Source organism: Paenibacillus sp. FSL R5-0623, assembly GCF_037974265.1.
Lineage (GTDB): Bacteria > Bacillota > Bacilli > Paenibacillales > Paenibacillaceae > Paenibacillus.
On the sequence record NZ_CP150233.1, the window covers coordinates 3,573,440 to 3,595,964 of the forward strand.

Here is a 22,525-nt window from a genome sequence, read left to right on the forward strand (position 1 = left end):
ATTATATAAGGAATTGGAGATTTTATTTATTATGGCGAAGAGCACGAATTGGAATGTTTTTGGACTTGCAGTACTACTAGGTTTATTTTCTACATTAGGTCCATTTACGATTGATATGTATTTACCGGCTTTTCCGGAGATTGCACAAAATATGAATACAACTGCATCACTTGTACAATTTAGCCTTACTGCTTGTTTATTAGGACTGGGTGTAGGACAACTCGTTATGGGACCTTTGAGTGACGCTTACGGTAGACGAAGACCATTGTTGATCTGTATGGCAGCCTACATTATATGTTCCTTGGCATGTGCTTTTGCTCCGAATATCGGACTATTAATTTTGTTTCGTTTCACGCAAGGATTTGCGGCTTCGGCTGGCATTGTCATTTCCCGTGCGATAGCTAGAGATCTATACAGTGGACATGAACTCACTAAATTTTTCTCATTGCTATTGCTTGTAGGGAATTTGGGGCCTTTGGCAGCACCCATCGCGGGAAGTGGGGTTCTTTCATTTACAACCTGGATTGGCGTGTTTATCTGCCTTTCATTCTTGGGGATTTTCTTATTAATCATGACAAAGTGGAGCTTAAAAGAAACACACCCCGTGGAAAGACGTATGGTTCCTGACTTCAAACAGCAATTGGGAAATTACAGAATGCTTCTGCGTGACCGCAAGTTTGTTGGTTACATGCTGGCACAGGGAATCATGACGGCAGGGGTCTTTGCTTATGTGGCGGGAACACCATTTATTTACCAAAATATATATGGAGTTACACCCACGGTATTTGCTATATTGTTTGCTTCGAACGGCATCAGCTTGATCATCGGATCTCAAATCGTGGGTCGATTGGCCAAACGTATCCCTGAGCAGACGCTGCTATTATCGGGACTATGGCTTGCTATAATAGCAAGTGTTGCTGCTTTGGTCGTAACCCTGGCTCATGGTCCACTTTTCGCGTTGGTGATTCCATTGTTCTTCTTCGTATGCTCGATCGGCATTACGTCTACAGCGGCATTCCCGCTTGCCATGGAGAGTCAAGCCAAGATGGCCGGAAGTGCAGCAGCACTGCTCGGCGTTGTTCCTTTTCTTCTGGGTGCACTGGTTGCTCCTCTGGTCGGCATCGCTGGTGAGGACACTGCCGTCCCGTTAGGACTCACTTTATTAATGACCAGTATCATTGCGATTGTTACTTATTTCCTACTCGTTAAAAACGTCCCGCAGCATACACCTAATCATGCCCAGTCTAATGCTGACTTTTAGTATAGAAGGAACAGCTCGCCAAGCATTGGCGTGAGACATGAACATGATTCCATCACAAGTCGCTCAAGTAGCGGCTTTTTTTAGTTTTTCTTACTGAACGCTCAGCCTGAATTCAGGTAAGAATTGTTAGATAATGGAGAGACTGGGGAGGAGGGGGCTGCTCACTGCTTCATTTGATATAAGCTTAATCTCTCTTGTACAGCATTCAGGGCTTCTTTCGGAATCTCCTTCACCTTGATATCTTCTCCTAGAAAAAGCAACCAATTGGTGATTTCGGTTAACTCTTCTGAGTTATGAACATTCACAAATGCCTTTAGGAGGGCTGTCGTTTGGTATGGATTTGTATAGGCAATTGAAAACTTTAAAGGATGGTATTTTTTGAATTGCGCAATCGCCTTTGGACCAAGTTCCAGGACAAGGTTAATAACTTCTTCCTGTGTATTTCGTTTGAGTTGTTCTACAATCTTTTTTGTACTCAGTCTTTTTTTCGTGGGATATGCTTCGACATGGATGAGGTTGTCAACTGATACGATTCGTCTCTTTTCTTCCGCCAGGTCAAAACCTTCAATGATCCAATGGCCTTTTTGATGATGAAGGTGCAAGAGAACGATGGGATAGGACTTTGTTTTCTTCTCTTCTTGGACAGTAACTAACAAATAACGTTCTATAAGCAGAATTTGGATGAGTTTTTCCAAGGTAGGGTGAGGCAGGTCTGATAGATCAAGCAAGTCTGGATTATGGGGGTTGGTCCCTTCAAAAAGCAATATTTGATTCAAATGCACAAGGTCATCTTGCTGATTTTCTGAGATAAGGCCCAATAACTTTTCAGCCAAAGATTGACGACTCTTCAGATAAGGAAGCTGTTGATTTCTTGTCGCCATAAAGGCTATGAATAACGCTTTGATTTCATTATCGGTAAACCGGACCGTGGGCAGGAGGGAGTTGTTCATGACAAAATAACCCCCGTCCCGCCCAACTTCAGCGACAAGTGGCATTCCCATGGCTTCAATTTCTTTGATATCTCGAATGGCTGTCGAACGAGAAATATTAAATTCTCGCATGATTTCAGAGATAGTAAAGTGGGCACGGTTATTGATATACCGCGTAATGACATTAATCCGTTCAACTTTTTTCATTGGGCCCCCTAAACAGTATCATATTCTGACATGATTTAAGGTTATTATAAACTCATCAAGTGAAAACACAAATCAATTGAAAATTTAAAGAGGACGGTGTAAACCATGAGTAATTATCATTTTGAAGAGAAAGAAAGCTTCATCGTACTAGGTATTGGAACAGATCTTAAGAGCGACTACACAGATTATGCTGGCATCAACAAGGAGAAAGCGGAATTTTTGGTCTACGGTGAAAGAAGATGGAAGCCTAGACAAACTAAAGTCCCTGGCAACAAATGAATATATTTTCGCCGTAAACGAAGCAGTGAATAACAAGATGATGCATTATGCTGGGGTCATGACAGAAGAATCTCTGCCAGAAGCAACGAGAGTAATCCAATTTCCCAAGGGCGAATACCTTGTTGTGAAAGGCGAAGCAGAGACGGCTGATGCGCTTAGTAATATGCTTACTGGCATTGCCTTTGGTCAAGCCCTCCCCGTAGAAAAGGATTATTCCTATGTTGGCGGTCCAAATACAACGGTTGAAATGGGAGAGAAAAACGGTTTGGTATATGGTGAAATGTGGATTCCTGTTGTAAGGAATGGATAAGACGTGGAAATCTGAAAACTTTTGAGTTGAATATGAAGGAGAAAGCTCTCTTCCAAATGGAAGAGAGCTTTCCCAATTGCACGACACCATACTGTTAATTTAAAACACCGCTGCCGACTATGGTAACCTTCACTTCCGGGTGAAAACGAACTTGGGCATATTGTTTATTCCAGTTTAGGTTTTTCCACACGTCCGGGTAATGTGCAATTAAATGTCTGCCAATTCCGAAGGAATCACACCCGCTTTGCTGAAGTGTCTTGATAATTTTTTCTGCGTCCTGAGTCATGTCATCGGATAACTTGCGGTTCAGACGTTCAATCGTATCTTTTTCCTGAAGATGATTCATTGCATACTCAACGATCGTTACTGGAAGTTCGATATGGAGATTCACATCAATTTGGCTATCATTTGCAACCTTTACCGCCAGTTTGCGCTTAATTTGTGCGATATTCGCTTCATAAGTGACATAGTTGCGTAGGTTGTTGGAAGGCCCTGGGTGAACCTTTTTGACAAAACGCGCCGCTTTATTCCATTTCCCACTCATAATAATGTATAGAGGAGCCTGTTCGGTATTGAGACTGCCACTGAACCTTTGCCCATGAAACAGAGCGATTCCCCGAGCATCAATCTCCTCTCCATCCTTATAAAGGTAAGGCAGCGTAAAATCCTGTCCCGGATCCAGCATGGGAGGGAGAAGGGTCTCTAACGTCATTTCAGGAAAAATACATAATTCCTCCAGACTCTTAATTTTTTTCGTAATAAAATCACCAATCAATATGCTGCCAACTTTTTTTTGGTGTAACAAATCTCCTGCATCGCCATCCACAATCGCAATTTTCACATGTGAGGTCGGGTAATCGGGTTCCCGATATAAGACGTCCAGGTATGGGTAGATATCATTTTGTGCGAGTTTGTTGCCGTATAAGATCATCCCATATTTGAAGAAACGGATATCACCAGTCACTTTAGCGCGAATTCTATCCGTACTTTGACGGACGGATCTCCCGGTGCCAGAGTGGACTTCATTACCGCTGCCCCCTTGTTGACTCTCAGAATCATCAACAATTTCAAGCGTCTGTTTAATTTCACCCTCTGATGTGATGTCAAACGCCGAAGCATTAGCCAGTCTTGCATCTTTTAAACTATCCTGATCCCAGCATCCCGTCATCACCATGAGCAGGATCAGCAGGACAAGGAGTTTTCCTCGTTTACTCATATCATCTTCTCTTTTCGTTTCATTATATAAGATAGAACCAACAGTAGCAGAGGCAGGATCATGAGAAAAAAGTATGCCGATCTGTTGGCTATCGTACTAATCAACTCAAGGTTTTCCTTCTGTTGTGGCAGATAGGCAATTACGCAAGAAGCAAGAACGACATAAGGGACGGCTTTTTTATGGTGTTTTTGTTTGAAGAGATAACTTATACCATAGGATGCCGTATAGTAGTAGCCACAAATGGCCCCAAAAATTGATATTAACCAGATGGGGAGGAACAGAAAATCGGCCCGATCCATTGTCCCGAGTGGGATAGAACGGAGCAAATAAATGACAGGTTCAGGCATTAAGTCAACCTGCTGGGGACTGAAAGCCGTTGAACAAATAAACACGGTAAATGCATACAACAACACAACTACAGCACTTGCAGAAGCAACGGACTTAAGTTTGCCACCGCTGTTACCTTCAACCATGGGAAACACAACGAGAAAAAACTCGAAGCCGAACATAGCCATTAATGTTTCGGTTGATCCACTAATGATATTGGGCCACCCTGCTTCCGTCATAGGTAAAAGATATAACAGATTGATTTCCTTGAGTCCATAACTGATCAACACCATCATGGGCAAAACCAAAAAGGAGATGAGTACAAGCACCCGGGCAATGATTCGTAATTTTTGCCGAACCAAATAAATACTGCTGAATAAAAAGAGGGCAAATATAGCCCACCGTGGCGTATCCTGCAGCATCCAGCGATTAATCACACTGTAGGCATTCACCAGAACAGAAGTGCCCATTAACAGGAAATATCCAACGTAGGCAATGATCAGCAACTTGCCAATCCATTTACCCGTTATAAGCGTTACAATGTGATATATGGACGAACTCGGGAATCTTCGCATCAATAGCCAGCATAACAGTATGACAAGTTGAATCAGTATACCTCCAAGGAAAACAGAAATCCATCCCCCACCGTTGGACAGAAGGTGTATCCGATAAGGGAGGGATAAAATATCTACACCGATTTCAAATTTTATAATAAGTAAGAACAATTGTCCCCGTGTGATCGTCGTTTCCTTATTCACGTTTTTTCCAACTCCTAGAGAACTTCTGCTGATTCAGCCGCTGCGGGCGGGCATCATGAGGACGTCCGCGAAGCGCCCAGATGGGAAATCGGATCCATACATCCTTCATGTCAGCTAATCGGAAAGGAGCGACTGGAGCAAAATAAGGCGATCCGAAGTTTTCCAGCTTACAGAGGTGAATGGTTAAAATAACCAGACCAAATGCAATGCCGATATATCCAAAAAGCGCCGCCCCAATCATCATTGGAAAGCGGAGAATACGTACTGCTGAACTCATCTCATGCGAAGGCACCAAAAACGATGAGATAGCAGTTAGTGATACCACAATAATCATCGTATAGGATACAAGCCCAGCTCGAACGATAGCATCACCAATAACCAAACCGCCAACGATGCCGATGGTCTGGCCCACTCGGCTGGGAAGTCGGACCCCGGCTTCTCTTAATACTTCAAAGATCAGTTCAAGCAACATTGCCTCTACAAGTGCAGGAAAGGGGATGTTCTGCAATGATTTCTTGATTGTGTGTGCCAGCTCGATCGGTAAAATAGCGGAGTGAAAGGAGATCGTAGCAATATAAACAGCAGGTAATGTAAAAGCAATGATAAAACTCATCATGCGAATTAACCGTAAAAAAGAACTGACAATCCAGCGACCATTATAATCATCCGGACTTTGGTAAAAAGCAAAAAACGTCACTGGAGCGATAAGAGCTGAAGGACTTCCTTCGGCAAGTATGGCGACGCGTCCCTCCATCAAATTGGCAACAACCCGGTCAGGTCTTTCTGTACTGAGCTGCTGGGGAAACAGAGAAAAGGGGTTATCCTCTATAAACTCTTCAATAAAGCCTGAAGCGAGCACCATATCTGAAGATATGGATGCAATTCGCTCTTTTACTTCGTTCACCAACTCCGGATTGGCCAAGTCCTGAAGATATACAACTGCAATTTTGGTATGTGTCTTCTCGCCGACGTTAAAATATCGAACGATTAAGGATGGACTGATAATTTGTCTACGGATTAGATTCAAATTAACGGAAAGCTGCTCTACGAATCCATTGTGCGGCCCTCGAATAACACCTTCGTTTTCCGGTTCGGTTGTGCTACGGACATACATTTTCTCGGTAGAAAGAATGTAAAACTCTGGGTGCCCGTCGACTATGTAAAGACATTTCCCTTGAATAAGTGAGTCTACTCCACGTTGCAGATCCGTATCTTTTCGACTTTCTAACGTGGTGAACGATGGGTAGATTTCCGAATGATTTTGGCTATTCAGTGCTGTTAAGACATGTGTTTGAATGATCTCCAGATCTACAAGTGAATCGATATAGAGAAGCACACTCTGTACACCATTAAGTAGAAGCTGTTGTTGTTTCAAATCGTCAGTACAGTAGAGGGACTGCTCTACATAAGTAATATTCATTTTTAATTCAGAGAATGCCTGTTTGGTTGGGGTCATTGATCCACCTCTTCATCAAATGCGACATGGATTATCTTGTGCAAAATCAAGACTATTATTCAATAGGCACTTCTTATTCAAAGAACTTATAACCAAACATTGAAAAAATAACTGCACTGAATCCATAATTTACAATTGAATTAGAAACTTTTTCCTAAATCTAGCGTCTAATATTATGACTTTATGAGGGGTTATAAATTACTAGAGAGTAGAAGGAGCCAAAGACAACGCATGAATATGAAGAAGAAATTATCCATTTTTACCGCTTTAGCCGTTTTTCAAGCATTTGCAGTCGGTTCTGTGAGTGCGCAATCAGCACCGCAAGGTGACACCGCGTCAGTAAACACAGCCAATGTAGAATCAGTTGAGGTGTTAAAGCAAGAACAGCCGATTGCAGAGCGTGAAGTGAAGACGGAGAGCAATAACAAATCTATCAATACTCCGCCCACTGAAGCCAAGGACACTCAAACCTCAACCGGCACTGAGGCAACACCTAAAACAGATAGCGAGAAACCTGCATTGGATGGGGGAGAGACCCCTGCAAACGAAACGGGTACGAAACCTGTGGCTCAAGAGGAAGCACCTGAGGAGGAAACGCCAGCTACACCTGCTCAAATAGAGCAACCATCCATTGATGGAACGTCTCCTGTAGCAGCAGGTGGAAATCTGACGTTGTACATGAATAGCAACAAAATGGAGCAGGATGGAAAAACATATCTTGCTGGCCAGCCAATGGCTGTAAAAAATGGTGTATCCTATGTTGCAATCCGTGCGCTGGTAGACCGAGTGGGATACGGCGTCAAATATGATAATAAAACCAAGGAAACCATCATAATTAGTGGTGAGGATGAACTCCGATTCAAGACGAACAGCAAGGACTATACCGTAAATGGTGAGACCAGAACAATGAAGGGCCCTGCGTATCAGCAAAAAAGTACATTCATGGTACCTTTAACTTCCATTACTCAAGCTCTGAACATCACCTATAAAGTGAATCAGTCGGCCAAGACGGTAGTGCTGAATCTTAATACAAAACCTGTTGCAAGCTTTACTATTTCCCAAAAGGAAATCTTTGCGGGTGATCAAGTGGAATACGTGACTTCTTCCAGTTCACCTAATGGAATGGATATCGTTGACGAACGCTGGACTGGTCGCCAGGATTCATATGATCAAGCAGGTACATATACGATTTCATATCAAGTACAGGATTCCAACGGACAATGGAGTGATCCCTATTCAACTACGATTGAAGTTTTGGCTCCTAATCTTCCCCCTGTAGCCATGTTCGCCACGGATAAAGAAGAGTATAAAATGGGCGAAAAAATAACATACACAGACCAAAGTACAGATGATGAAAATAATATTGTTAAAGCGGCGTGGGAGAACAATTCACTTGCGTTCTTTGAACCGGGTCCAAAAACGGTGACTCTTACGGTAACTGACAATCATGGCGCTACGAACACGTACTCCAAAGTCATTACCATAACGAATGAGACCTTATATTCTTTTACCGACTTCAATTTACTCTTCACGCCGGTAGGACAGAAATTCACCTTTAACGGCGGCGAAGTGACTACCATGGAAAAAGTGCCATATACGTACATGGATGAGCCAAGTTTGCTGATCCGCAGCAACAGCCCGGAAACTGTGAATACAGAAGGCATTGTATATAAAGAATCATCTTCGGGGCAGACCCGTTTCATGATTCACCACGTGAACAATACAGGCAAAAGAGTAAAAATGTATGTGATTGCAACTAATAACAATCCAAATCCGGCTGTATTTGAACAACAGAATATGGGCTTTGCCGGACCTACACCATATGCTACCGTAGCTGGGAAATTGTCTATTGATAAATGGTTCAAGTCGATTCAGACTGGAGCGGATCAAAAGAAAGAGTACCTTCAACCTGGGGAAAGCAAACTCATTTTGACCGAACTTAATAAAACGCCGATGAAAGAAGGACAAGTCATCTCTCTCTATTCAGATGCATATAGTGATTATTCCTTAGACTATAACGTTATTCTGGTGGAAGAAAATAAAGATCCGTTTGAAGCCTTGCCATTGCTTCCCGTGCTTGATCGTGACGGAGTGCACAACCGTGGTACGTACCCGAATGCGACTCGCATTATAAAGTACGATGAGCACGTGGGAATCAAACCTGCCCGTCTGCCACTTGGTGACAATTCAAGCGATCCCAATCTGGCAGGAACAGATCCGATGGCTTACACAGACGCATCCAATGCGGGTAATTTCGGTGTATTGTACAAAATCACGCTGACCAATGTTGCACCGCGTACGCTTATCTCCTTTAACCCTCGTGGAGGGAAGTACTCCGGAGTAGCTCTGGTGAACAATCAGTTGGTATCGATTGCCGAAGGTAACGTTGCGGTTGCCAATTCAAGTGAACAAAGCGTTCTTTACCGCACCGGGTTAACTGGAGAGAGCGTAACGATTCTATTCTCTGCCGCGCCAGGAAGCAACCTGCCGGTCAATCTGCTCTTTACACCGCTCCCATCAGAGAAGTAATGTTGCTTTCTCTCTTGTCTCTTACAACGAATAGTTTGAGTGGCGCGTTAATCATCGACAGAAAAGACTCCGTATGGAGTCTTTTCTTTTCATAACTTATTTCTACTAAGGAGGAATACAATTCCGATGAATGTAGTCGTCAAGTTGATACGTGAATTCAAAGAGCGAGATAACCGGCGTTTGTTGAAGGATTATCGAGACAGAGTGGAGCTTATAAGGAAACGGAATTTGGAAACTTGGGACGATCAGCGCCTGCAAGCGGAATCCCTTCGGCTGCAAGAAGAAGCAAGATCAGGTAAGCCTTTGGATGATCTGCTTGTTGATGCTTATGCTCTAGTCTGCGAGGCTGCGAAGAGAACACTCGGATTACAGCCTTACGATGTCCAGATTATGGCTGCTATCGCTCTGCACGAGAGATTTTTGATTGAGCAGCATACCGGTGAAGGAAAAACACTCTCTGCTGTTATGCCTGTATATCTCAACGCGTTGACAGGCAAAGGCGTTCATGTACTTACTTTTAACGACTACTTGGCAAATCGAGATGCAGCGTGGATGGGCCCGATCTACCGTTTCCTCGGGTTAACGGTAAGCTCGGTTCAAGCGGGCATGAGCCTGTTCGAGAAACGGGAAGCTTACGCCAAGGACATAACCTATGTTACGGCTAAAGAAGCAGGGTTTGATTATTTGCGCGACACAATCGCATTTAATGAAGCGGATACCGTACACCGTCCTTTCCATTACGTCATCGTCGACGAAGCAGATTCATTGCTTCTTGATGAAGCGCGGGTGCCATTAGTCATTAGTGGCGATTCGAGTGCTTCCAAAAGTGATGGTGTTCTTTTCGCAGAAGTCGCCCGGCAGCTGCAGCCAGCAGAGCATTACGATTTTGACGAGTTCCAGCGGAACGTTTACTTGAATGAAGCGGGTGCTGCGAAAGCGGAGTCGCTGCTGGGATGTGGCAATTTGTACGATAGCCATAACAGTCATTGGTTAACTTCATTGAATTGTGCGCTGCATGTGGAATCGTTATTAAAGAAAGACGTCGATTACATCGTCCGGGACGGTGGAATCGAGCTAATCGAAGAACACACCGGACGTGTGGCCGAGAACAGGTATTTGCCGGACGGGCTGCAAGCTGCGCTGGTGGCAAAAGAAGGGTTGCAGTGGATGGCCGGCGGGAGAATTCTCGGTATGATCACGATTCAGCACTTTATTAGCCTGTACTCGGGAATTTGCGGAATGACGGCTACGGCACACGCTTCAGCAATGGAATTTGAGGATATCTATGCGTTACAGGTTGTGCAAATTCCTCCAAACCAGCCCAACATACGGATCGACCACAAGCACCGAATTTACACCCATAAAGAAGCCAAATATAAGGCGCTTGTACAAGAAATCTCTTCCGTCCATAGGATGGGACGCCCCATTCTTATTGGTACGTCAAGCGTCGAGGAATCTGATATGCTGGCGGAGGCGCTTGCCGCTGCTGGCGTACCTTGCCAGGTTCTGAATGCCAAAAACGATGCAAAAGAAGCCGAAATCATCGCTAAAGCGGGAGAAATAGGCGCGGTAACGGTATCTACGAATATGGCAGGGCGCGGCGTCGACATTCGTCTCGGCGGTGGTAATCCCTCTCAGGCAGAAGTGGTTGCCAAACTGGGCGGATTATACGTGATAGGTACATATGTGAACGAAAGTATGCGGATTGATGACCAGCTGCGCGGACGTTGCGGCCGCCAAGGTGACCCTGGATCTTCCGTATTTTATATTAGCCTGGAGGAAGAGTTGATGCTGCGCTTTGGCATTCATAAACTGTTTCGCGCTCCAAATCAGGACGAGGTTCTTGATGATCCGGCGCTCCACAACAAAATCGAGCATATCCAGCGCGTTATTATAGGTCAAAACTTCGATATTCAGCGGGAATTGAACTGTTATTCGGATATGGTGGAGGATCAGAGGCGAATTCTATATGAAGAACGGCTCGGAATTTTGAAATCTGAGAGACTGATGAGTCCATCGGAGCAGCGTGTACGGCTTTTTTATATCGACGAGTTCTGGGCTGACCATCTGGCATTCGTTTCTTACATCCGTGAAAGTATTCATCTCGAGAGCATTACCAGTCGCAACCCAATCGACGAGTTTCATACGCAAATCACCCAAGCATTCGAGCAAATTCCGGCTAAAATTGATCATGAATCGGCGAATATGCTTAGAAAACTCGGAGGTTCGAATGATCCCGAGAAATGGGAACAGTTCGGTCTGAAGAGTCCTATTTCGACTCGGACTTATATGATCAACGATCAATACAGCCAAGATAAGCGCAGTTCATGGACCGGAACGACGGTGTTTGCTTTTTGGGGCAGTAAGATTTTGAAGCTGTTACTGAAGCCAGTATATAGGATGTCAAAATAGTGATGGGAGCGTGACGATCGATGAACAATAATTGTTGAATTCGATTATGAAACTGAGATTTTTTGGGGAGAAGTATAAATACGGCATTGAAAGTCGCTATCTTAGCGGCTTTTTTTTTATTTTAGTAGAACAAGTTCTTGTCTCACCTGCCGGGATTAGCTGTTTGAACGAACCCTGGTACACTTCCTTAAAATCTTATAAGAAATTCTTGATATATCAGAAATTTATCCGATAGGCGGGTGCTATTATACAAATACAAACAAAGACGAGGTGATGAAATGCAAGCAAAATTGGCAGCGGACGCCATTCCCATCTCCAAAAAGCGAAAGACATGGATAAGGACGATACAAAAGCACAAAGTGATGTATGCTCTCTTATTACCAGCTTTAATTTACTTTGCGGTATTCAAATACATTCCTATGGCGGGAATCATGATTGCTTTCAAAAACTACAACCTGGCTCTGGGTCTATGGGATAGCCCATGGGTGGGATTCAAAAATTTTACGGATTTTATGAACGGCGTTTATTTCTGGGACATCATGAAAAATACGATTGTTATATCGCTTTATAAGCTATTGTTCGGTTTCTCCGCGCCCATCGTACTTGCTTTACTCCTCAATGAAGTGTATAGCCAATGGTTTAAGAAAATCGTACAGACCATCACTTATTTGCCTCATTTTCTATCATGGGTCATCGTGTATGGAATTATGGTAGCCTTACTAGCCCCAGGCGATGGTCTCTTTAACATGATTTTGAAGGATTTTGGTGTTGAACCCATCTCGTTTCTGACCGAGCCTGCCTGGGGCAGAATGCTGATCATCTTATCTGAAGTATGGAAGGATATTGGATGGGGGGCGATTTTGTACCTTGCCGCCTTGGCAGGAATCGATCCAAGCTTGTATGAAGCGGCTCGAATGGATGGTGCATCCAAATGGAGACAGCTCTGGCACATCACGTTACCTGGTATTCGAGGAGTCATTATTCTGATGCTGATTCTTAAATTAAGCCATATCCTGGATGCGGGTTTTGACCAAATATTCATGTTTGCCAACACCTTTAACCAGGAGAAGATCGATATTATCGACACATGGGTATACCGGGAAGGGTTGGAGCGTCTTAAGATTGGCTTGGCTACTGCTGTAGGATTGTTTAAAGCTGTCATCGGATTTGCTTTAGTGTTGGCAGCGAATAAGCTCGCCAAAAAATTCGATGGTCAAATCTGGTGAGGTGGTCTTTAGAATGATCCATATGACAATCGGGGAAAAAGTCTGGCAAACCGTCGTTTATGTAATTCTTATTTTTTTATCCCTACTGTGCGTGCTGCCCTTCCTATATGTGGTTGCTGTTTCCGTAACACCAGAATCGGAAGTATTAAGAAGAGGGATTGTGATTATACCAGAGTCCTTTACCTTTCTGGCCTATAAAGAAGTATTCATTTCTCATGGGATCTGGCAGGCGTATAAAATTACGTTGTTCCGAACGATTGTAGGGACTGCGTTAAATGTATTTTTTACAGTAATCGCGGCATACCCGTTATCCAAAAAATATTTACCCGGAAGAAGTCCGTTTTTACTCTTCATTGTGTTTACCATGATGTTCAGTGGGGGGTTAATTCCGACTTATCTATTAATTCGTTCCTTGGGATTGTTAAATAGTCCGTGGGTATTGATTATTCCAAATCTCATTAGTGCATTTAATCTGGTAATTATCAAAGGCTTTTTTGAGCAATTACCTGGTGAAATCGAGGAATCAGCGAGGGTAGACGGTGCCAGTGAACTTCAGACGTTATGGAGGATCATTTTACCCCTGTCCTTACCTGTCCTTTCCACCATTTCTTTATTTTACGCAGTCGGGCATTGGAACAGTTATTTTGATGCCATTGTATATATCAATGATTCCAACTACATGCCACTTCAAGTTATTTTGCGCAACATCCTGCTTAACGTTGCAACTCAAAGCGCTGATTCGCTCGCCAATTCCGGGGCTGTCAGTACGTTCGCTGTGCAGATGGCTACAGTTGTTGTAACTACAGTCCCGATATTGATCGTTTATCCATTTTTGCAAAAGCATTTTACCAAAGGTGTACTCCTGGGATCCGTTAAAGGTTAAAAAGTGTTCCAACCTAACTTATTACGGGGAAACCGTGATAATATACAAGCAAAGGAGAGGTCAATATGCAGCGTAAAAAGATTTCATTTGTTATTCTGTCGGCAATCTTAGGACTTGGAACGCTATTGTCAGGGTGTGGGGGAAATGAAGAAATTACATCGACAACTTCGGGTAATTCGCAAGGCCAGTCTGGCCAGTTTGCAACCAAAATGAAAATCTCAATGTTTAACCAAGGCACTTTTAATGCTGCTGCTCCGGTACCTCCACGTGAAGAAGATATTCAACGCCAAATGTTGGAAGAAGAGATGAACATCGACTTGGATATGATGATTCCTCAAGCGGGTCAAGCAACAACCAAACTGAATACACTCATTGCAGGCGGGGATATTCCAGACCTGATCTTTTTAAAGAGCCGTGCTGATCTTGCGCAATATTACGACCAAGGTGTTCTTGCGGATTTGACACCGTATATGGACCAATTCCCTGAACTACAGAAACGGTTTGGCACCGACTCGTGGGAGGCGATGTCCTATCAAGGGAAGACCATTGGAGTTCCGGGCTATGATAATGTAAACGGTATCAGTCGAAGCTTCTTCATCCGTAATGATTGGCTGAAAAAGCTGAATATGGAGGTACCAACGACACCTGATGAGCTGTTCGAAGTTATGAAAGCCTTTACAGAGAAAGATCCGGACGGAAATGGTAAAAACGATACGTACGGATTCATCGGTGGTATGAATAAAGAAGGCAATCTGCAAACCTACGGCTTTGATAGCTTGATGTGGATGTTTGGCGTCAATCCTCCTTCGGCCGTTGAGATAAAAGATAATGAACCGGTATTTCTGTTTATCGATCCCAAAATGAAAGAGGCGCTTGCTTACATTAATAAAATGATGGCAGCCAAGGTGGTTGACCCGGACTGGGTGACGATGAATTCGCCTGATCTGTTGGACCAAAAGATGTTTAAGGGTAGAGTTGGCTTCATGATCAGAGATGCTCGCAGACTGGAGCCGGATTATCAACAGAAAATGAAAGAAATTAGTGGAGAGGTGCCGGAATGGATCGTTATTCCTCCGATGAAAGGTCCTTACGGTGATCAAATTGTAGAGAGAAAATCATTCCAGGGTAATTCATGGGCCATATCCGCAAAAGCGGACGAGGACAAAATCATTCGGATCTTGTCCATGCTAAATTATCTCTTTACGGATGAAGAAGCCTATCCGAACTTTGCATACGGAATCAAAGGCATCCATTGGGATGTCGTAGAGGGCAAGATCAAAAATAAAACCTCCGAGTTATCAAAGGAAATGAAAGAAAAATACCTGTGGGTTGATCATTATAGAATGCCACGCCGTGGTGATGATGCAGAGTACTTCAGCTTCCAGAATCCGAAGACAGCGGAAGCTTTCAAGGACAATCAGCAATATGTGGGGCCAACGCTGCCCGGAAATTTATTGACCCCTGACCCCAGCGATACCTTGGATGCTGACCGCACACGTTTCATTAATGAAAGCTTGGTTAAATTTATGACAGGTAAAGAGCCTCTTTCCAACTGGGACAATTTCCTACAGACGCTGGATACCAAGTTTGACATGCAGAAATATAAGGAAACCGCAATCCAGCAATTTAAAGAAGCCGGCCTAATCAAGTAAAATAAACGAAGAGAGAGTGGCTATTCGTAGCCCCTCTCTTTATTAGCATATGCTATTCTTAGTTTAAAACGGAACTAAAAGGAAGATGATGAATGCGAAGAAGAATCAGCTTGCCTTTAAAATTATTTTTTATCGTATTTGCCTTTGTATTAGGCTGCATCATCTTGATAAGCCAATTGTCTTATCGCTATGTGCAAAAGGAAATAAGAACCAATGACATTTTTTACACCAATCAAATACTAGACAAGGTTGACCAGTATTTTACCGTTAATTTTTCCTCCTTCCAGACGATTCTCTTCTCAGTTGAAACATCAGTGAAAGCCAACATTAACAATACCGAAGTGATTAAAAAGCAATTAAGGGAGCTGTATGAACTCAACAGTATCTATGTCAGTAATATTTATTTGATCAAAAGCGATTTATCCATTCTGGGTGGAAGTACACCTACTCGAATATTTGATGAACCTTTATCTGAAAGAGCACCTTTATTTGATGCGGCTGACAAGAATAGAAGGACTACCTTTGTTAGTGAACCTTACAAATCGAAGTATTCCGGCTGGACCGTTACGATGGTTCGATATCTGAACGGTGCTCCGTTTCCTATGGCCATTGCGGTTGATTTGGATCTAAATGCCATTGAAGAAACCTTGTTTAAGATTAATAAACAGGAACAAATGAATCTCGCTCTGATCACTGCGTCAGGTAAGATCATTGCCGGATTTTCTGAAAATAAAGGACCTCTGAATATTCAAGATCATTCTTTTTCGATCGGAGAGACGTCAGCGGAAGAAATTCTGGATACAGCAGAAACAAACCTTCAACTGTATACCAAGGATTATACTCCGGTCTCCCTTTTGAAAAAACCAACGGAGAAATTCAACTGGACCATCATCTCGATCAACGATGAATCACGCTTAAAAGCGGCGTTGTCCAGATTGGAAACCTATTACCTCGAGCTTCTCGCTGCAGGTTTTATTTTAAGTTTGTTCATTTCTTTTTTGGTTGCCAAATATATAAGAAAACCACTTTATACGCTCAAAACAAAAATGAAGCAGGTGGAACAAGGCATCCTCACAACGACTATAACAATTAATCGAAACGATGAGTTTGGCGATCTTTCACGGGCATTCGATCGTATGCTTCAGCAGATTGTTGAACTTATTCGCCGAGCCGAGCTTCATAATGAACTTGAGCGGAAGCTGGAAATTCAGGTGTTACAGTCTCAAATAAACCCACATTTTCTGTATAACACGCTTGGTTCGATCAGCAATGTGATACGTCTCGGACAAATAGAGAAAGTCGATGTGGTAATCGGGTCGCTCATTTCTTTATTGGAATACGGGATAGACGATGCTTCTGAGAAGGTTTCCCTACGCCAGGAATTACGCAATGTAGCGGACTATATCGAGATCCAGAACATTCGGTATAACCGAAACTTCAATTTGATTGAAAATATCGAAGCAGGGTTAATGGATTTTCCGGTTTTCCGAATGTTGTTGCAGCCCCTTGTGGAGAATAGTATCTTCCATGGTTATAACGGAGGCGAGATTGAGGGACCTATTACGATTCATGCGTACAGGGAAGACGGTATCGTGATCATAGAAGTTGTTGACCAAGGTGAGGGAATTCCGGCCGACAAATTAAAGCATATTTTAATCTCAGAACCGAGTGAAGAGGAAGTAAAAAGAAAAAGGATCGGAATGAATAATATTCATGGTCGAATAAGACTTCACTACGGAGATCAATTCGGACTAGAGATCATCAGCATACCTAAGGAAATAACCCGCATACGCGCATTATTCCCGGCAGAATTGCAAAAAGGAGATGCATAATGGGGAAAGAGTATACCTGCTTCATTGTTGACGATGAAGACCTGATCATTCAACGATTGGAATTGTTTTTCAGTGAGCTCTCTCATAGGGATAGACGATTTGTTCTGGTAGGAAAAGCGAATAATGGGCTGAATGGGATCGAGGAGATCATCAAACTTAAGCCGGATATCGTCATATCCGATATTGTCATGCCGCGAATGGACGGAATCTCCATGATTGAGCAGCTCAAGCCGGAGCTCCCCCATACCCAGTACATACTTCTGACCGCTTATTCATCCTTCGAATACGCCCAGCGAGCCATTCAAGCCAACGTATTGGAGTACATTGTAAAGGTTCCGCTAAGGGAAGCCGATCTAAATCGAGCGTTGGATAAGGCAGCTGGAATTTTAAATGAGTTTGAGAAAAAAGAAGCGGAATTTCATTCGTTAAACGTATCCGTACTTGAAAATAAATATAGAGTCCGTAAGCAATTTTTTAACGAACTGATCCGAGGTGAAATTCCTTCTCATCGGGCATCGGATTTTGCCAATCGCATGCAGTTTCATTTCTTTCAAGCCAACTATTGCTGCTTCATCGTTGAGATGAATACGTATGAAAGTTTCCGAAACGAATACGCGGCCGCAGATCAAAACATCTTGAAATATGCGATTACAAATATCATCGAAGAAACGGTGATGAGTGGTGGCAGCGGTGTAGCTGCGGATCTGTCTGATAATCGTTTTATTGGCTTTTTATCCTGGGAAAATAACCGCAGTGATATGGAAACGGAATACGCTTGCCTATCCTTGGGAGGGCAGATCATCTCTCATTTGCATCAATATTTGAATCAAAGGGTATCTATCGCTTTTGGAGGTCCACACCGAGGCTGGGAATCGATCAAACAGGCGTACACGGAAGCTACAAATGTGAGTGAGGATTTCTATTATCATACCGAGAAAGTCGTAAAGACACCGATGCATCGGTTCCAATACCATAATGACAAAAAAGCAGATTTTCAGCAGAAGCTGACTGATTTTCTTATACGGCTGAAGACGAAGATTTCCAGGGAAGAGCTGGACAATGCACTTGCCGATCTGTCGCAATTTGTTACGGACCATAAAATCCACAAGTCCATCATGACGCCAATGATTAGAGACTTGTACAGAGACATTACCGTGAAATTTAAATCGGGGAATAAGATGGCCACGGAAGTTCCAGACTTCCCCATGGAATTTATGGCTTTTCAGGAGCAGCTCGCCTATATTGGTGACTTCACATTCGAATACGTGCACGCGGGCCAACTGTTACATCGTGCAGAAATCATGAGTGCTATGCATTATATAGAGAAAAACCTGAAACAGCGCTTAACGCTGGAAGCAATTGCGGAGGAAGTGAATCTAGCGCCATCATATTTTAGCAGCTTATTCAAAAAAACAATGAACGAAGGCGTGATCAGTTACATCAATCGTAAAAAAATCAACCTCGCTCTCGAGCTGTTAAATGTGAAGGATTATTCTTTGTTGGAATTGTGCGAGGAAGTAGGTATCGTCAATGAAGGGTACTTTTGCAAACTTTTTAAAGAATATACGGGGGATACACCTAAGCAATATCGGATAAAAATGACACGGTAGAAATCCTAATAAGGATGCAAAAAATGTATGATTTTTTCGCGAAATCCTGTAAAAAAAAAGGGGGCAAAACCATTACCATGATAGGAGCATCTAATCATGGAGGTTATCAAAATGGAACTTATGAAAGCAGATGTAACCGTCATAGGCGGAGGAATTGCCGGGATCTGTGCTGCCATTGCTGCCGCACGCCAAGGGCTGCAGGTTTCACTTATCAATGATCGGCCGGTTCTTGGGGGAAATGCGAGCAGCGAGGTCAGAGTTCATATCAACGGGTCGGCATATCTCGGAAACAGTCCATCCTATTATGCTCGCGAAGGCGGGTTGGTGGAAGAACTCAAACTGAAGATCTTTCATTATAATCCGTTATATAACAAAAAACTTATGCTTTCGCTTTCGGATACGGTGTTATTGGACATGGTTTATGATGAGCCCAACATTTCTCTATTTCTGAATACATGTGTGCATGAAACGGGCATGGAGAACGGCAGAATCCAATGGGTGGAGGGCCTTCAATTGGCTTCCGAGAGAAAATTTCGTTTTGAAAGCCCAACCTATATTGATTGCTCCGGTGATGGAATTGTTGGATACCAAGCAGGTGCTCACTTCCGATGGGGAAGAGAGGCGAAGCATGAATACCAGGAGGAGCTCGCTCCAGAAGTGGCGGATCATTACACGATGGGCGATACGATTCTGTTTCAAGCCCGTGACGTAAACTATTCCGTTCCTTACAAAAGGCCTGGCTTTGCGTATGATATTACGAAGCTGGAGTTTTTTGATAGTATCAGAAAAGGATTAAACCATCGGTCTTTTCCAAGGAAAATTAACGGACTTGGCGGATTGTGGTGGCTGGAATACGGCGGACATATGGATATTATCAAGAATAATGAAGACATTGCATTGGAACTACGGAAATTGGTGTACGGGATATGGGATTATATCAAAAATAGCGGTGAGTTTGATGATGTAGATAATCTCATCCTGGATTATGTATGCCCCATTCCGGGAAAACGGGAATCGAGACGTTTTATAGGGGAGCACATGCTGTCTCAGAACGATCTTACGAAAAAGACTCATTTCGAAGATGCGGTATCCGTCGGAGGCTGGTATATGGATCTGCATGCAAATAAAGGCATCTACGATGACGGACCGGCTACAGCGTGGAATTTTGTGCCGGGATTATACAATATCCCTTTCCGCAGCTTGTTTTCACGTAATATTCCTAATCTTATGTTCGCTGGCCGCAATATAAGCGCTACCCATGTCGCTTTTGGATCTACAAGGGTAATGGCAACCTGTGGTTGTATGGGGCAGGCGGTAGGAACAGCTGCTGCGTTATGCTCAAAATACGAGACAGACCCCGCGGCTATCGTCAATGCCCATATGGGCGAGCTTCAAGCACAACTGCTTCGAGACGGGCAGACGATTGTAGGCATCCAAGAGCCGTTAGACCCTTATTTTGCTGACGGATTAACGATACGTGCCTCGTCTCAGCGAAGCTATGAACAACTTCATCCAACCGAAGAGATCTCCTTGGAAAAAGCGTTATGTTTGGTCTTGCCGATTAAGACATCCATGGCAGAAAGCGTGCAGATCAAAATCAAAAATAGTTCCGAGCATTCGGAAACGTTACATGTGAAGCTGTTTGGCGGGGATCGAAAGGAAAACTATATTCCCACCAGCGAGCTGAAAGGCTACAACCTAGTGATTTCAGCAGGTCAGGATGACTGGATTACACTGGACCTCAGCTGCAAGAAGCCAGCAGACGACAAAATCTACATCGTATTGGAAGGTACGGCGGGCCTTACTGTACACAGCAATGAAGAGAGAATGACTGGAGCGCTGAGCTTCCTTTATAGACCGGAAGAGCCATCCAGGCTAAAGAAGCTTAATAAGAGCATTTGCTTCAAGGATCTGATTCCATCCCAGGATATGTATAACCCTGCGAATGTCCTCAACGGCTTCTCTAGACCTTATGGTCTGCCGAACGGCTGGATTTCTGAACGTACAGAAGGACAGGAATGGTTGGAATTTGGTTTTGGAAGCCCCAAAAATCTGGATGAAATCCATCTTGTTTTCAATTCGCAGCTTAATTTGGAGCATTTCGACGATCCAATCGAGCCACTGATCCAAGATTATGATGTGACCCTAACGTTAGAGGACGGAACCGAGAGTGAAATTAAAGTCCGCGGGAATTATCTTTCGTTGAACAAACATCAGGTGCATGCACAAGGTGTAATCCAAATCCGGTTTGATTTTTGTGCAACGTATGGTTCGCCTTATTATGAAGTGTTTGCTGTAAAATTTTTTGCTCCTAAAAACACTAAGTGAGGGCGGGTGAAGTCGAGATGAAAGAATTTTTCCCACGAAGAGGGCTACCTAATGTGATTCAGAAGTTGGAAAATGGGGAACCCGTGACCATCGTTTATTTTGGCGGTAGTAATACACGTTCGAAAGGATACAGGGTCATGACGGCGGATTGGCTGCGAGGGCAATATCCCCATGCCGATATCCGCGCTGTGAACGCAGGCATTGATGGGACAGGATCGGACCTCGGCTGTGCCCGTTTGGAGACAGATGTACTGAGTCATCAGCCTGATCTCGTATTTGTTGAATTTGTTGGTAACGATGGCGGAGTTCCCGAATCCAAGGCGCGGATCGAAGGCATTGTCCGACAGATTCGCAAGCGCAGCCGGTTTATCGATATCCTGTTTGTATATACGATCAAGGAGCGGGATTTGACTTCATTTCAATCCGGCGAATACCAGAAGGGCGCTCTTATGCAGGAGGAAGTCGCCGACTATTACGGCATTCCTTCGATTCATCTGGGCGTAGCGGTCAGTCAATTGGTTTCGGATGGAAAGCTTATTTTCACTTCAAGGGCAGACGTGTCCATCCCCGGAGCCGTTATTTTCACGCATGATTCGATCCATCCCACGATTCCCGAAGGACATCAGATCTACACAGATACCATCACCCGGTCGTTTGAGAAAATGAGTGAACTTGGAGATCACGTGGGAAAGGTCGAACATCACTTGCCGCAGGACACTTTGGTCCCGGCCAATCCTTGGGAGTATGCAAACATGCTGCCACTGGATCGTTTTAGTCATTTTTCGGCAGGATGGTCTTACATGACTCCCGATGATTTTGCCTTAGTAAGCCAGTATGATTGGTTGTTCCCCGGTTTATGGCGAGCAGTTGATCCCGGAGAGACGGTCACAGTGGAGTTTGAGGGAACCCACATCGGCTTATTTGATATCGGGGGGCCGGATTCTGGCCGATTGAAGGTGTCGGTGGATGGAGGGGAACCCTTCCTTATTGATCGATTCACGCCCTACAACGATCATAATCGAAATCAATATGTTTTCTTGCCGGAGCTACCCAATGGGAAACATACAGTTCGCTTCGAGATCGATCACGAGAAAACTGACAAAGCGGCCGTGTTTGAGGCTAGTGGCAATGAACGAAGTATGGAACATGTTCGACAGCATCCAGCTTGGTATGATCAAACGGTCATTCACCTTGGAAAGTTGTTATTGGTTCAGCCGCCATTATAATTTACTGGATCACTCGGAACACTTGGAAGACCTATATTCTATCTGACTGCAACTGAGCAATCAATTAGGATGTAGGTTTCTTTT

The 22,525-nt window shown here is 43.7% G+C and carries 14 protein-coding genes and 1 pseudogene; 11 read left to right on the plus strand and 4 right to left on the minus strand.

Annotation, left to right across the window (positions count from 1 at the left end; translation table 11 throughout):
- Positions 1 to 31 precede the first annotated feature (31 nt).
- Positions 32 to 1,261 carry a multidrug effflux MFS transporter gene (locus MKY92_RS15645; protein ID WP_124114815.1) on the plus strand — a complete coding sequence of 410 codons (1,230 nt, stop codon included), beginning with the start codon at positions 32 to 34 and terminating at the stop codon, positions 1,259 to 1,261.
- Positions 1,262 to 1,422: 161 nt separating this feature from the next.
- On the opposite strand, the gene MKY92_RS15650 is transcribed toward MKY92_RS15645, so the two are convergent.
- Positions 1,423 to 2,397, minus strand: a complete 975-nt coding sequence (locus MKY92_RS15650; RefSeq protein ID WP_339296804.1) for an HTH domain-containing protein — start codon at positions 2,395 to 2,397, stop codon at positions 1,423 to 1,425.
- A gap of 105 nt (positions 2,398 to 2,502) precedes the next feature.
- Here MKY92_RS15650 and MKY92_RS15655 point away from each other — a divergent pair.
- Positions 2,503 to 2,986: pseudogene (locus MKY92_RS15655) on the plus strand (GyrI-like domain-containing protein).
- 94 nt (positions 2,987 to 3,080) lie between these two features.
- On the opposite strand, the gene MKY92_RS15660 reads toward MKY92_RS15655, so the two are convergent.
- The 3 genes from MKY92_RS15660 to MKY92_RS15670 are packed head-to-tail and all read right to left on the minus strand — an operon-like array spanning position 3,081 to position 6,743.
- Positions 3,081 to 4,202, minus strand: a complete 1,122-nt coding sequence (locus tag MKY92_RS15660) for a Ger(x)C family spore germination protein (protein ID WP_339296805.1) — start codon at positions 4,200 to 4,202, stop codon at positions 3,081 to 3,083.
- Positions 4,199 to 5,287 carry a GerAB/ArcD/ProY family transporter gene (locus tag MKY92_RS15665; protein ID WP_339296806.1) on the minus strand — a complete coding sequence of 363 codons (1,089 nt, stop codon included), beginning with the start codon at positions 5,285 to 5,287 and terminating at the stop codon, positions 4,199 to 4,201. Before MKY92_RS15665 ends, MKY92_RS15660 begins: the two co-directional genes overlap by 4 nt.
- Positions 5,280 to 6,743, minus strand: a complete 1,464-nt coding sequence (locus MKY92_RS15670; protein WP_339296807.1) for a spore germination protein — start codon at positions 6,741 to 6,743, stop codon at positions 5,280 to 5,282. Before MKY92_RS15670 ends, MKY92_RS15665 begins: the two co-directional genes overlap by 8 nt.
- A 231-nt stretch (positions 6,744 to 6,974) precedes the next feature.
- Here MKY92_RS15670 and MKY92_RS15675 point away from each other — a divergent pair, with 231 nt between their 5' ends.
- The 9 genes from MKY92_RS15675 (at position 6,975) to MKY92_RS15715 (ending at position 22,441) form a co-directional block, all read left to right on the plus strand.
- Positions 6,975 to 9,272, plus strand: a complete 2,298-nt coding sequence (locus tag MKY92_RS15675) for a stalk domain-containing protein (RefSeq protein ID WP_339296808.1) — start codon at positions 6,975 to 6,977, stop codon at positions 9,270 to 9,272.
- 126 nt (positions 9,273 to 9,398) lie between these two features.
- Positions 9,399 to 11,684, plus strand: a complete 2,286-nt coding sequence (locus MKY92_RS15680) for a DEAD/DEAH box helicase (protein ID WP_339296809.1) — start codon at positions 9,399 to 9,401, stop codon at positions 11,682 to 11,684.
- A 278-nt stretch (positions 11,685 to 11,962) separates the two neighbouring features.
- A complete protein-coding gene (locus MKY92_RS15685; protein ID WP_036671347.1) occupies positions 11,963 to 12,910 on the plus strand; it encodes an ABC transporter permease subunit in 948 nt (315 codons plus the stop codon).
- A gap of 13 nt (positions 12,911 to 12,923) precedes the next feature.
- On the plus strand, positions 12,924 to 13,793 hold the full coding sequence (locus MKY92_RS15690) for a carbohydrate ABC transporter permease (RefSeq protein WP_339296810.1): 870 nt from the start codon (positions 12,924 to 12,926) through the stop codon (positions 13,791 to 13,793).
- A gap of 65 nt (positions 13,794 to 13,858) precedes the next feature.
- On the plus strand, positions 13,859 to 15,445 hold the full coding sequence (locus MKY92_RS15695; RefSeq protein ID WP_339296811.1) for an extracellular solute-binding protein: 1,587 nt from the start codon (positions 13,859 to 13,861) through the stop codon (positions 15,443 to 15,445).
- 92 nt (positions 15,446 to 15,537) lie between these two features.
- The gene (locus tag MKY92_RS15700) at positions 15,538 to 17,277 is read left to right on the plus strand and encodes a histidine kinase (RefSeq protein WP_339296812.1); all 1,740 of its coding nucleotides are present in this window, start codon (positions 15,538 to 15,540) and stop codon (positions 17,275 to 17,277) included.
- Positions 17,277 to 18,887, plus strand: a complete 1,611-nt coding sequence (locus MKY92_RS15705; protein WP_339296813.1) for a response regulator — start codon at positions 17,277 to 17,279, stop codon at positions 18,885 to 18,887. The genes MKY92_RS15700 and MKY92_RS15705 overlap by 1 nt, the downstream gene beginning before the upstream one ends.
- A gap of 96 nt (positions 18,888 to 18,983) precedes the next feature.
- Entirely contained in the window at positions 18,984 to 21,215 is a 2,232-nt protein-coding gene (locus tag MKY92_RS15710) for an FAD-dependent oxidoreductase (RefSeq protein WP_339296814.1), read from the plus strand.
- Between the two features lie 17 nt (positions 21,216 to 21,232).
- Positions 21,233 to 22,441 (plus strand): GDSL-type esterase/lipase family protein, encoded by a 1,209-nt coding sequence (locus MKY92_RS15715; RefSeq protein WP_339296815.1) that lies wholly within the window; start codon positions 21,233 to 21,235, stop codon positions 22,439 to 22,441.
- Positions 22,442 to 22,525 lie beyond the last annotated feature (84 nt).